Annotated in this window: 13 protein-coding genes and 1 pseudogene; 2 read left to right on the forward strand and 12 right to left on the reverse strand. The window is 63.8% G+C overall.

Features of this window, described 5'->3' with window-relative positions; genetic code table 11:
- Positions 1-49 precede the first annotated feature (49 nt).
- The 7 genes from L630_RS0106050 to L630_RS0106080 all read right to left on the reverse strand — a co-directional run bounded on the left by L630_RS0106050 (position 50) and on the right by L630_RS0106080 (position 6,518).
- Positions 50-1,081 carry a peptidoglycan -binding protein gene (locus L630_RS0106050; RefSeq protein WP_024847379.1) on the reverse strand — a complete coding sequence of 344 codons (1,032 nt, stop codon included), beginning with the start codon at positions 1,079-1,081 and terminating at the stop codon, positions 50-52.
- A 1-nt stretch (position 1,082) separates the two neighbouring features.
- The gene (locus L630_RS0106055; protein WP_024847380.1) at positions 1,083-2,105 is read right to left on the reverse strand and encodes a MotA/TolQ/ExbB proton channel family protein; all 1,023 of its coding nucleotides are present in this window, start codon (positions 2,103-2,105) and stop codon (positions 1,083-1,085) included.
- A 136-nt stretch (positions 2,106-2,241) separates the two neighbouring features.
- On the reverse strand, positions 2,242-3,063 hold the full coding sequence (locus tag L630_RS0106060; protein WP_024847381.1) for a YmdB family metallophosphoesterase: 822 nt from the start codon (positions 3,061-3,063) through the stop codon (positions 2,242-2,244).
- Positions 3,064-3,071: 8 nt separating this feature from the next.
- Positions 3,072-3,653, reverse strand: coding sequence for a 5-formyltetrahydrofolate cyclo-ligase (locus tag L630_RS0106065; protein ID WP_024847382.1), 582 nt, complete (start codon positions 3,651-3,653; stop codon positions 3,072-3,074).
- A 57-nt stretch (positions 3,654-3,710) separates the two neighbouring features.
- Positions 3,711-4,784, reverse strand: coding sequence for an ABC transporter ATP-binding protein (locus tag L630_RS0106070; protein ID WP_024847383.1), 1,074 nt, complete (start codon positions 4,782-4,784; stop codon positions 3,711-3,713).
- A gap of 7 nt (positions 4,785-4,791) precedes the next feature.
- Positions 4,792-5,604, reverse strand: a complete 813-nt coding sequence (locus tag L630_RS0106075) for an ABC transporter permease (RefSeq protein WP_024847384.1) — start codon at positions 5,602-5,604, stop codon at positions 4,792-4,794.
- Entirely contained in the window at positions 5,601-6,518 is a 918-nt protein-coding gene (locus tag L630_RS0106080; protein WP_024847385.1) for an ABC transporter permease, read from the reverse strand. Before L630_RS0106080 ends, L630_RS0106075 begins: the two co-directional genes overlap by 4 nt.
- A gap of 246 nt (positions 6,519-6,764) precedes the next feature.
- On the opposite strand from L630_RS0106080, the gene L630_RS0106085 reads away from it, so the two are divergent.
- Positions 6,765-8,183, forward strand: a complete 1,419-nt coding sequence (locus L630_RS0106085; RefSeq protein WP_024847386.1) for an aminotransferase — start codon at positions 6,765-6,767, stop codon at positions 8,181-8,183.
- Here the strand turns inward: L630_RS0106085 and L630_RS0106090 are convergent, their stop codons facing one another.
- Positions 8,184-8,681 (reverse strand): N-acetyltransferase, encoded by a 498-nt coding sequence (locus L630_RS0106090; protein WP_024847387.1) that lies wholly within the window; start codon positions 8,679-8,681, stop codon positions 8,184-8,186.
- An 89-nt stretch (positions 8,682-8,770) separates the two neighbouring features.
- On the opposite strand from L630_RS0106090, the pseudogene L630_RS0106095 reads away from it, so the two are divergent.
- Positions 8,771-8,962: pseudogene (locus L630_RS0106095) on the forward strand (hypothetical protein); the annotation flags it as partial.
- Positions 8,963-8,965: 3 nt separating this feature from the next.
- Here L630_RS0106095 and L630_RS0106100 read toward each other — a convergent pair.
- From L630_RS0106100 to L630_RS23275, 4 genes are all read right to left on the reverse strand, one after another.
- Entirely contained in the window at positions 8,966-10,171 is a 1,206-nt protein-coding gene (locus tag L630_RS0106100; RefSeq protein WP_024847389.1) for an aromatic ring-hydroxylating dioxygenase subunit alpha, read from the reverse strand.
- 373 nt (positions 10,172-10,544) lie between these two features.
- Positions 10,545-10,865 carry a hypothetical protein gene (locus tag L630_RS0106105; protein ID WP_024847390.1) on the reverse strand — a complete coding sequence of 107 codons (321 nt, stop codon included), beginning with the start codon at positions 10,863-10,865 and terminating at the stop codon, positions 10,545-10,547.
- 479 nt (positions 10,866-11,344) lie between these two features.
- Positions 11,345-11,689 carry a hypothetical protein gene (locus L630_RS0106110; RefSeq protein WP_034329483.1) on the reverse strand — a complete coding sequence of 115 codons (345 nt, stop codon included), beginning with the start codon at positions 11,687-11,689 and terminating at the stop codon, positions 11,345-11,347.
- Between the two features lie 561 nt (positions 11,690-12,250).
- Positions 12,251-12,503: hypothetical protein (locus tag L630_RS23275; protein ID WP_210164325.1), on the reverse strand; the 253-nt coding region annotated here is incomplete at its 5' end.

Consider the following 12,503-nt stretch of genomic DNA (forward strand, 5'->3'; position numbering starts at 1 on the left):
GCCTTCGGCCATGTCGGCGTATAAATCCTCGTCGCGGGTAGCGATGGCCCTAGCGCTCGGTGAGCTTCAGCTCGATGCGGCGATTGCGGTTGCGGGCTTCGGGCGTATCCGCATTGTCGAGCGGCTGGTATTCGCCGAATCCCGCGGCCACCAGACGGTTGGACGGCACACCGTTTGCGATCAGGAACTTCACAACCGAGATCGCGCGCGCGGCCGACAGTTCCCAGTTGTCGCGGTAGCGGCCGGAGCCCGACAGCTGGACGTTGTCGGTATGGCCGTCGACACGCAGCACCCAGTTGATCTCCGGCGGGATCTCGCGCTGCAGCTCGAGGATCGCGCCTGCAAGCTTGCGCATCTCTTCCTGCCCGGCCTCGTTGATGATGTCGGACCCGGACGGGAACAGCACTTCCGACTGGAACACGAAGCGGTCACCGACGATGCGGATGTTCTCGCGATCGGAGAGGATTTCGCGCAGGCGGCCGAAGAAGTCGGATCGATAACGGTTCAGCTCCTGCACGCGCTGGGCGAGCGCGACGTTCAGGCGCCGGCCGAGGTCGGCGATCTTGGTGTTGGATTCGCGGTCGCGCTGTTCGGAGGCTTCAAGTGCGTCCTCGAGGGCCGCGATCTGGCTGCGCAGCGCCGCGATCTGCTGGTTGAGGAGCTCGACCTGGCTCAGCGCCCGCTGGCTGATCTGGCGTTCGGTGTCGAGTTCTCCCGCAAGCGCATTTGCGCGGGCGGTGGCTTCGGCACCTGCGCCTGAGCCCGCCGCGAGCAGCTGCTCGAGCCGCGACTTTTCGTTTTCGGCGACGGCGAGCGAGGCCTGCATGTTGGCAAGCGCGTCCTCGAGGTCCTGAGTGTTGGAGCGCTCGAGAGAGAGCAGCTGCGTGAGCTCGTTGATTTGGGAATTCAGGCGGTTCAGCACCTCGTCGCGGCTCGACACTTCCTGCGACAGCACGAACTGGGCGATGACGAACACCGACAGGAGGAACATGAAGGCGAGCAGCAGCGAGGACAGGGCGTCGACGAAGCCTGGCCAGTAATCGACGCTGCGCTGCCCGCGCCTTCCGCGCGACAGCGCCATATCAGTTCTTCTCCTGCTGCTGGCGCAGGGCCTCGGCAAGCCTGTCGAGCGTGAGGCGCATTTGCTTCTGCTCGTTGGCCTGCGCCTCGACCCAGTCGCGCATCAGCTGCTGCTCGGAGCGCATGTTCTTCACGAGGCCGGCAATACCGTCGGCGAGCGACGCCATTGAGGTGGCAATGCGCGGGTTGGTGGCGCCCTCGTGCTCCTGCAGCGCGCGCATGCGCTCGGAGATCGCCTTCAGCTCCTCCGAGGTATCGCCCTTGGGGCCGCGGGCGAAGTCCGAGTCGGGATCGGTGACGGAAGAGAGCCAGTTTTCGAGCTCGGTGTAGAAGCGCGTTTGCGCACGGCCGGCCTGAAGGTCGAGGAAGCCGAGGATCAGCGACCCTGACAGGCCGAACAGCGACGACGAGAACGCCGTGCCCATGCCGGCGAGCGGCGTCGATAGGCCCGACTTCAGCATGGCGAGCACGTCGTTGGTTTCGCCGGTGCCCGGATCGAGCGACTGGATGGTGTCGCCAATCGAGCCGATGGTCTGCAGCAGGCCCCAGAAGGTGCCGAGCAGGCCGAGGAAGACCAGCAGGCCGGTGAGGTAGCGCGAGATGTCGCGGGTCTCGTCGAGACGGTTGGCGATGGACTCGAGGATCGAGCGCATCGACGAGGTCGACAGCACCCGGGTCGACGAGCGGGCGATCATCGCCTGCATCGGCGCCAGCAGGACGGGGTTCTTGGCTGGATGGCCGGCGCGGAAGGAATTGACCCAGCGCACCTCGCGGAACAGGCGCAGCACCTGGCCGAAGGCGAGCAGGATGCCGACCAGCATCACACCGATGATCAGGCCGTTGAGGCCCGGATTGGTTTGGAAGGCGGTGGAAATCTGTCGGTAAAGTATTGCCGCAACAAAGCCTGCAATCGCCAGGAAGATCAGCATCGAAAGCAGGAAAACCTGCGGGCTGGAGAGCTTTCGGGGATCGTATCCCTCGTCGGCGACGAGTTCGTCAGCTCCCAGCGATTTCAGAAATGCCATCTGCGCGCCCCGGATTCCCTATCGTCATGACGTTGGACGCGACTCTAAACGGAATTGTGACGAAATTGAAAGGATGAGTGAGCAGGAACAGGCAGTTGTTTCGGGTGGAGGTGGCCATTGGAGTGCCCCCGTCCGCTTACCAGAACGACGGCACAGTCTCTTCGAGCCGCGGGCCGATGCGCAGCGGCGCGATGCGCTCGCACAAACCGGTGCGGTCGGAAATATCGACGCCGACGCCGCAGATGGTGGCCGGGCCGCTCGCGGCCTCGAAACGGCCTTTCGGAACCTTCGACAGGAAGCGGTTAAGCGGCTCTTCCTTTTCCATGCCGAGCGAGGAGTCGTAGTCGCCGCACATGCCTGCATCCGACATGTAGCCGGTGCCGCCATTGAGTATCTGGTGATCGGCGGTCGGCTGGTGCGTATGGGTGCCGACGAGCAGGCTGGCGCGGCCATCGACGAAGTGGCCCATGCACATTTTCTCGGAGGTGGCCTCGGCGTGGAAGTCGATCACGACGGCGTCGGCGACCTCGCCCAGCGGACAATCCGACAGTTCGCGCTCGGCGGCCTGGAACGGATCGTCCAGCTCCGGATGCATGAAGACGCGGCCCATGATGTTGGTCACGAATACGCGCGCGCCGTTGCGGGCCTCGAACAGGCCGGTGCCGCGGCCGGGCGTGCCGATCGGGAAGTTGGCCGGGCGGATGAAGCGGTGCTCGCGCGGCGCGAAGGTCAGCGCCTCACGCTGGTCCCAGACATGGTTGCCGGTGGTGACTACGTCTGCGCCCGCCGCGATCGTTGCCTGGAAAATCTCTTCGGTGATGCCGAAGCCGCCCGCCGCGTTCTCGCCATTGACGATGACGAAGTCGAGCCGGAAATCCGAAATCAGGCCGGGAAGTTTTTCCCAAACCGCTGTGCGGCCGGCGCGACCGACCATATCGCCAAGAAACAAGAGCCTCATGGAGCTTTCTATAAAGACAGCGGGAAGCGACGCAAGCCGCTTTCCGACAGGAGTTCGTGCAACCTTACGTCGTGATCCTCGTCGGGAACGTCCTCGATCAGCTGACAGTCAAAGGCGATGCCGATGAGGCGCGGGTAGAGGCCGCGGGCGTGCAGCTTGCTGATCGCGCGGTCGTAGAAGCCGGCGCCATAGCCGATGCGGTCGCCGAGATGGTCGAAGGCTGCGAGCGGCACCAGCATGACGGTTGGGTCGAGCACCTCCGCGCTCTCGTCCGGGCCGTAGGTGCCAAAGCCCATGTCGACCATAGGCGCGCCGCGCACCAGCTCGCGGAAGACGATGGTGGTCTTGTCGATGATGGCCGGCAGGCAGAGCCGCGCGCCGCGATCCATCAGCGCGTACATTATTGGGCGCACGTCGACCTCGGAGCGGATGGGCCAGAAGCCGGATACGACGGTGCCGGGCTCGATGGCGAGTTCGTCGGCAATGGCGGCCATGTCGAGCGACTTTTCGATGCGCCATTCAACGGGAAGCGCGTCGCGGCGGGCAAGCGCCTCGAGGCGCAGCTGCTTTTTGAGTTCTCGTGAGGTCATGCGGCAAGTCCTGTGCGGGGCATGTCATTCGCACAACAGCGCCCCCCGCCGCAAGGTTCAGTCGGCGAGCGCGACCAGCGCATCCGGATCGTAGGCAAGGCGGATCGGCGCGCCGACCGGAATGTCGTCAGCGCCGAAATTGTTGGTCTCGATGACGGAGAGCGGCGCCTCGAAGCCGGGGATTTCGACAACGAGATGCGTTACCTCCCCGAAATAGTGCCGGTCGACGACGGTGCCGGCGACTTCGTGCCGGGACTGCTCGTCGTCCCAAAGGACGCGCAGGCGCTCGGGGCGGATGCCGAGCGTTGCCGAACCACCGTTGGAGCGGAAATGCCCAGGCTTGTCGGTCTTCACGCGGCCGAAGCCGGCAGTCTCGACAAGAATTGCGCGCTCGTCCTCGCCGACGATTTTTGCGCGGATGAAGTTCATGCCGCCGAGGAAATCGGCGACCTGCCGGTTCACCGGGTGCTGGTAGATGTGTTGCGGCGTGTCCACCTGCGCGATTTTGCCGCCGAACATGACCGCGATGCGGTCGGACATGGCGAGCGCCTCGTACTGGTCGTGGGTGACCAACACGAAAGTGATGCCGACCGACTTCTGCAGGTGGCGCAGCTCCACCTGCATCTGCTCGCGCAGCTTCTTGTCGAGCGCCGACAGCGGCTCGTCGAGGAGAAGCACCTTCGGCCGCATGACGAGCGCGCGGGCGAGTGCAACACGCTGGCGCTGGCCGCCGGAAAGCTCGTGCGCCGCGCGCTTGCCAAGTCCGCGGAGCTCGACCATTGCGAGCGCTTCATCCACGCGGCGCTTTTCTTCCGTCTGACTGAGCTTCAGGCGCTTGAGGCCGTAGGCGACGTTCTGCTCGACGTTGAGATGCGGGAAGATGGCGTAGCTCTGGAACACCATGTTGGTGGGGCGGCGGTTGGCCGGGGTGCCGACCATGTCCTGCCCGTCGATGAGGATCGAGCCCTCGGTCGGGGTGTCGAAGCCGGCAATCATGCGCAGCAGCGTGGTCTTGCCGCAGCCTGAGGGGCCCAGCAGCGAGAAGAATTCTCCCTCCTGGATCGTCAGCTGCGCGGCGTCGAGCGCCTTGAAGGCACCGTAGCTGCGCGTGACGTTGCGAAGCTCGATCATCGGCCGTTCAGACAAAGAGACATCCATCGGTTTGAGTGCGGCGAACGGCGCGGCGGCGCAGAATTTCAGCGATCGTGACCAAGATGAACGAGCCGATCAGCATGATCGTACCGAGGGCGAGAACCGCCGGAAGACGGGAGGCAAAGCGCAGCTGCCCCCAGATGTAGATCGGCAGCGTGGGGTCGGTGCCCGACAGGAAGAAGGCGACGATGAACTCGTCGAACGAGATGGTGAAGGAAACGAGCAGGCTAGACAGGATTGCGGGCGCCACCATCGGCAGCGTCACGCGCCGGAAGGTGCCGAACGCCGTTTCGCCGAGGTCGGCGGAGGCTTCCTCGAGGCTTAGGCCAAAACCGTCAAAGCCGGACATCAGCACCACCATCGAATAGGGCAGACAGATGAGGACGTGGCCGAGCGTGACGGTGACAAGCGACAGGTTCAGCCCGAACGCCAGCATGACCAGCAACAGCGAGATGGCGACGATGATCTCAGGCAGAACCAGCGGCGCCATGATCAGTCCGCTCATCGGCCGCTTGCCGCGGAAGCGGTAACGGGTGACGGCACGCGCGCCGCAGATGCCGAGAAGGGTGGCCAGCACGGCAGTTGCGAGGCCGACCGCAAGGCTGTTCCAGGCGGCGCTGACGAGCTCGCGATTGCCGGCGAGCTGCTGGTACCATTTCCAGGTAAAGCCGGCGAGCGGCAGGGTTGGCGTCGCCGAATTGTTGACCGAGAACAGCGGCAGCAGCAGCACCGGGGCGTAGAGGAAGGCGACGTAGAGCGCCGCGTAAATCGGAAGCCAGCTGGCAGGACGCCTCGTCATCGCATCGCCCTCGCAAGAGCGCGCAGCGCAAGGACGGCAAGGCCGGCCACGGCGGTGACGGCGACCATGGTGGTGACGGAGAGCGCCGCGCCCAACGGCCAGTTGGCGGCGCGACCGAACTGGGTCTGGATGGCGTTGGCGATCATTACGCCTTCGGTGCCGCCGACGAGGCGCGGCGTGATGTAATCGCCGACGGTCGGGATCATCACGATTAGCAGCGCCGAAATGACGCCTGGCATAGACAGCGGCAGCGTCACGCGCACGAAGGCGCGGACGGGCCCGTCGCCGAGGTCGCGCGCGGCCTCCAGCAGCGAGCGGTCGACCTTTTCCAGCGAAACGAAGATCGGCAGGATCGCGAAAGCGGCCCAGGCGTGGGTCAATGCGATGACCACCGCCGGCGTGTTGTAGAGCAGCGCGCTCGACGGCTCGCTGATCAGCCCAAGGCCGATCAAACCGGTATTGAGCACGCCTTGGTAGCCGAGGATCACCTTCCACGCCATGACGCGCAGCAGGTAGCTCGTCCAGAACGGCACCATGATCACGAACAGCCACAGGTTCTTGTGCCGGCCGCCGTGGAACGAGATGTAGTAGGCGATGGGATAGGCGAGGACGACCGTGGCGATGCTGACGGCCAGCGATATGCCGAGCGAGCGCATCAAATGGTCGAGATACATCGGGTCGGTCAGCGCCGTGCGGTAGTTCGCCAGCGTCAGCGTGCGGTCGATGGTGAGATAGTTCTGGGTCCAGAACGAGTGCGCGATCACGACGACGATCGGCAGCAGCAACAAGATGAATGCGTAGAGAAAGGTCGGGCTGATGAGCGCCAGCCCACGGAACTGCTCGGACTGGTGAAATGACTGCCGCCTCGCCCGCTCGTGCACAATGGCATCAATGCGTTCGGCGGCGACTGTCATTACAGTGCGCCCGGCGCTGGATGGGTGGCAGGCGTATGCAGACTGGCCATGGCCCGAGTTCCTCTTTTTGTGCATTCTAGCAGGAGCCGCCCGCTCCGTCCTCTGCATGTTGCTTGAAGTCGGCGGTTGAAATCAAGCATTTTCTCTGGGATATTGGCTGAACGGACATTCAATTTGTTGGCAGAAAGACGCGCCTAATCCGTCACTTGTAGGTCAAGGCGCAGAATCTTGCAGACGGAGACGGCGATGGCAGCGATCCGGAGGCAGTTGCAGCAGAGACCGGTTACCAACGAACGGCCGGATGTGGGGCTCGCGGCGCGCGATCATCTCATCCAGCCCTGGCCGGTGGCAGGCTCGATCGGTGCGGAAGCGCGCGGCCTGATTGGCGAGGGTGACGGCATCTACATCACCGACGGCGAGGGCCGTCGGCTGATCGACGGGCCGGCCGGCATGTGGTGCACCAATGTCGGACATCGCCGGCGCGAGATTGCCGAGGCGATGTACGAGCAGGCGATGAGCCTTTCCTACAACTCGCCCTGGTACACGATGAACGAGCAGTCCGCGAGGCTGGCGCAACGGATCGCCGAACATGCGCCGGGCGACCTCAACCATGTCTTCTTCACGACCGGCGGCTCGTCGGCGGTCGAGACGGCGCTGCGTTTCATGCAATTCTGCAACAATGTCCGCGGCAAGCCGGAGAAGAAGCTGATCCTCAGCCGCGAGGACGCCTATCACGGCTCGACATATCTCTCTGCCTCGCTCAACGGACGGCCGCGCGACCGCGACTGGATGGATGGTGCCGATGACCTCGTCATCAAGCTCTCCTGTCCCAACCCGTTTCGCCGGGCCGCCTGCATGAGCGTCGAAGCCTTCTGCGACCAGCTGGTGGACGAGCTTGCCCGTACTGTCGAACGCGTCGGGGCCGAGCGGATCGGCGCCTTTGTTGCCGAGCCCGTGATGGCATCGGGCGGTGTGATTCTCCCGCCTGAGGGCTATCTGCCGCGTGTCCGCGAGCTCTGCCGGCAGAACGACATCCTGTTCATCGCCGACGAGGTGGTGACCGCCTTCGGCCGCCTTGGCCACGTCTTCGCGTCAAAGGATGTGTTCGGCATCGAGCCCGACATGATCACTTTCGCCAAGGGCGTGACCTCCGGCTACTTTCCTCTTGGAGGTGTCGTCATTTCATCGGCCCTGATGGAGGCGATCCGCAGCTCCGATCATGCAGATGCGATGTTCGCGCATGGCCTGACCTATTCCAGCCATCCGATCGGCTGCGCGGCGGCCCTCAAGAACCTCGACCTGCTCGAGGATGGTCTGCTCGAGCATGTTCGTGCCGTCGGTCCCTACTTCCAGGCGCAGCTGAAGACGCTGGAGGAACTGCCCCTGGTCGGCGAGGTGCGCGGGGTCGGCCTGATGGCCTGCGTCGAATGCGCCGCAGATCGCGAAAGCCGCAATCCGCTCGCGCTCGACATGGAGGTCGGCAAGCGGATCGATGCCCACAGTCATGAACTCGGCCTGCTGGTGCGGCCGCTGATCCACATGTGCGTGATGTCGCCGCCGCTGATCATTAACCGCAGCCAGGTCGACGACATGGTCGCGATTCTGCGCGAGGGAATCAGCCGGACGATGGAAGACCTGCGCCGCGAAGGGCTCTGGCAGGGCTGATCACGCGACATCGAAGGCCGGATGAAACCGGACCTCGCCGCGCGGCACGTCGCCCGAGAACGACAAATATTGCAGGTAGCCTTTTGGCAGGTCGCGCCAGGTAAGGTCGTTGTCCGCGACGAAGCCGAAGCGGCGGTAATAGGCCGGATCCCCCACGAGAATGCAGCCTGCCGCGCCCGCCTGCTTCAGCCGCTCAAGCCCCTGGCGGATCAGCGCACCCCCGATGCCCATGCGCTGCAGGGCGGGTGCGACCGAGACGGGGCCAAGCGCATACCAGTCGCCTGCCACATCCTCGATCGTCACCTGAGAGAAGGCGACGTGCCCCATCACCTTGCCCCCGTCCTCGGCAACCAGCGACAGCGCAAGCGCGCCCGCCTCGCGCAGGGCGCCGATGATGCGGCCCTCCGTCTGAATGCTGTGGGGATGGTTCTCGAACGCCGCCTCGGTGATCGCGCGGATCGCGGCGACGTCTCCCTTGTTTTCTTCACGTATCAGCATGTGCGCCTCCGCTTTGCGCCAGCGTTGACCATTTCGGCCGGCTCGCGCAAGCATGCGCGTTCCTGCCCGCAACTTCCATGGACATGCGCATGACCACGCTTGCCGCCTATGCGATCTACTTCGGCGCCGCGCTGGCGGAGATCGCCGGCTGCTTCGCGTTCTGGGCCTGGCTGCGCAACGGCCAGTCGCCATTGTGGCTGGTGCCGGGGCTGGTCTCGCTTGCTGCCTTTGCCTGGCTGCTGACGCTCGCGCCAAGCGATCATGCCGGACGTGCCTACGCCGGATCATGACGCGGTGGCGGCCAGCAGCGCGGCATTGAGCGCTGCCATTTCCTCCTCCGGCGGTGCGGTTTCCTGATCCAGCACCGGCAGGACCTTGCGCAGGTGGTCGTGGTGGGTGCGTACGCCATATTCGAGGTCGGAGAGGAAAAACCCTTCGAAGGCGCGTGACAGCATCGACTCGTTCGACCAGATGGTGAGCTGCACGTCCTCGGCCGTGGTGTCGCGGTCGATGCGTGAGGCAAGATAGCGCGCCGCGCGCGCCCGCCGCGTCTCGTTCGGATAATGGTAGATCGCCCCGCGCAGCATCGTCCGTGACGGCGACAGCGGCACTTCCTGGTAGAACTGGATCGACTCCGGCGTCGTCGCGATCACCGCGTTGGGAAACAGCCCGTAATAGACCCAGGCCTTCTTCAGGTCAGGCGGCAGGTGCTCCGGTTCCTCGGCGATGCGCACATAGTGGCGCACGCTCCAGCGCCGGCCCGCATGCGGATTGTAGCTCGCATAGGAGCGCGAGACGCCGTTGACGAACGGCTCGTCATAGTAGGTCGTGCCGTAGAGATCCTGCAGCGCGGGATGCGCCATGGCGACGTGGTAGCCCTCATTGTCGACGTCGCGCACCGACTTCCAGTTGACGGGGCTTACCTGCGTCCAGAAGCCGTTTGCTGGCACAACCGTCTCCGGCCGGTAGTGCGAAAACTCCTCGGCGAAGGGCTGCATCAGCTCGCGCACCGCAGGCTGCGGCCCTTCCTTGAAACGGACGAAGATGAAGCCCATCCAGATTTCGAGATCGAGCGGCCTCAAGCGGAATGCCTCATGGGCGAGGTCCGGGAAGGTCGCGGGTTGCGCGGCGCCGCGCAATGTCCCGTCTAGATTGTAGACCCAGCCATGGAACGGACAGACGAGGGCGTTGCGGCAATGGCCGCGCTCGTCCGCCACCACCCGGCTGCCGCGGTGCCGGCACATGTTGTGAAAGGCGCGCACGACGCCATCCCTGCCGCGCAGGATCAGCGCCCGCTCGCCGGCGATGTCGAAGGTGAAGTAGTGGCCACTTTGGGGAATGTCGGAGATGTGCCCGGCAATCTGCCAGTGGCGGCGGAACACATGCTCGAGCTCAAGCTCGAACAGGGCCTGGCTGTGATAGCTCCAGGCTGACAGGCCCCTGCGGTCCCAGTTCCTCGGAATCCGTACGTCACGCAGCGGGTGGCTCATGGCGGCATCCGAATTTGTTGAATGATCATTCAATCAGATCATTTTTTCCTATTAAATGCAACGTGTTGTGGAGACTGTGATTCTTTGACGCCTGTATACGACCGGGGCCGGCGCAGAGAATCCTCCGCGATTTCCGGCACTTGGCCGAGGCAAAGAAAAACCCGCTGCCGGGGGAAGCAGCGGGTTTTTTGCGGGAAACGGCCGGGGAGGGACAGCCGTCCAAATCAGCAATCCGGAGGAGGAAAGAAAGCTGATGTGCTGTATCTGGGATCGGCTAAGTCGCCGCGCAAGTGAGGCGTCCAATTTGTCGCAGTTTGCCAGTATGGTCCCGCCGGAAGCGCAAGTAGAACGCCCTTCTGCCGCAACAGGATGCTTACCGTCGCGAGCTGCTTCCCGAGAAAAGCACCGCAGCTGCAACCGTAAGCGCAGCAAGTCCCAAAATGGCTGCCGAACGGCCTGGATTTTCCCGGATGGAATCTTCCAGCATGCTGGCGCGCCGGCGCAGCGAGGGCAGCGCGGCAACGGCGCGCTCGGCGAGCTCACTGCCGAAATCATAGGTGCGCTCGCCGGTATCCCTCAGCGTTGCCGCGCCCTGCTTCGACAGGGCGGCACCGAGTCGCGCCAGGTCCCGCCGCAGGGCCGCAATCTCTTCATGGACGTCACCGGGCGTTTGGTCGTGCGAGAAAAATGCCATGGCAGGCTCCGTGTCATCATGGTTGGCAAGATGAGGCAGGAACGGGCGGGGAATGGCTTGGTTCCGCGAGGGTCGCAGGCCTGAGCGGGGCGCAAAGAAAAAGGCCGGGAAAGACCCGACCTTCTCATCGACCGGCTCATTGCCAGTCCCAGCGCCTCGACGACCTGCCAGTACATCCGTGGTCAGGCCGGCGGCGATGTGTTGAACCCTATATGGGTAGGGTTAACGAATTATGAAAGGGCCGGGAGGAATTTTTTCTCAGGCGCGTTAAGCGGCGCCAGAAAAAAAGATAAAGCCCGCCGAGGGAGGAGGATCGGCGGGCTCAATCTGAAATGCAACGAGGGAGGAGGATCGCTGCATTCGTCATCAACGTTCTGGGAGGAGGAGGAACGTTGATGACCCTTATGTAGTCCGTGGCTGACGATTGTGCAACGCAACATTTATCATGCGAGGCATGCATCAACTGCATGCCTGACGGATCAGCTGCAGTCCATGCGCACGCGGCCGTCGGCACTCTGCACCTGGCGGCAGGTCACGGTTTCCTCGCGTGGTGGCGGTGGCATGACACGGCTCACCGGCCTGCGTCGCACTGCAGCATCCGGCACCTCCACCAGCTGCGGTGGCGGAGCGGATGCCGGGCGGCGCGGGAAGATCTGTTCCGGCTCCTGGCGGTTCGGCTTCAGCGCAACCACAGGCACCTTGCCGACCGATTTCACTTCCGGGACGTAGCGCGGCTCGAGGCTACCGTCCGGCGTGCGCACGCAGCCGGCAAGGCCGAACGCGAGAAAGGTGGCGAAGAGAGTTGCCGTGTGTCGCATCTTCAAAAGGTCTCCACCGGCCTTTTATCAGCAGGTCCTGATCAAAACCAGAAGCAGTTGGCATGGTTCCTCGCGGGAACCCGATGCCCAACAGGCGATGAATAGCGTTTCGTGTGGTCGCTGGAAGGTGGGGTAGCTGAACGCTCGCGAACAGTGGTGGCACCGTCAAGCGCCTCCGGTAAAAGGTCCTCATCATCGCTCTCCCTATATATGTGGGGCGGTCTCAGACGGGTTGTGAAGTCGCGGGAGGCGGTCTCACGGCGTCCTCGCTAAAGATCCATCCCGCACCTAGGCGTGCGTCTCCATGCTCGAGGTATCGCATCTGAGCTGGGGTCGTCCTGCTCCCGTCGCAGTTTCAGGGCTGGGAAGGCGCCTTAGAAGCCCTTCACTGCGGGGGAGCTTTTGGCTTCCCTAGAGGCAGCTTTCGACCCGGTTCCCCGTCCGCCCATTTTTCGACCATGGCCTTGATTTTGCGCAAGGTTTGGGCAGGCGGGAAAAAGTTCATTGGGGCGAAAAAATCCTGCAAAATGTCGTTGACATGGTTGGGGAGTGGGGCCTATATACGCCTCACCAACGACGGCGGCGGCGCTGCTGGCGGCGAAGAGCTTCGCTCTTGTGATCCGCGAGTTGGACGACATTCAAGCGAGCCGCGTGAGCGAACCTCGTCGGGCTGAAGCCGATGGTGATGGAGCCCGGGACACTGTTTTGTGTCTGATCTTTGACAACTGAATAGCGAAGAAAGAGAAACGTGGGCGGCAGAGGCTCGCGGGACTTGAGAAGGATCTTCGGATCTGGATGGGTTCCAAACGAGACTTTGGCG

Origin of the sequence: Aminobacter sp. J41, assembly GCF_000526635.1 — a bacterium.
In the GTDB taxonomy this organism is placed as follows: Bacteria; Pseudomonadota; Alphaproteobacteria; order Rhizobiales; family Rhizobiaceae; genus Aerobium.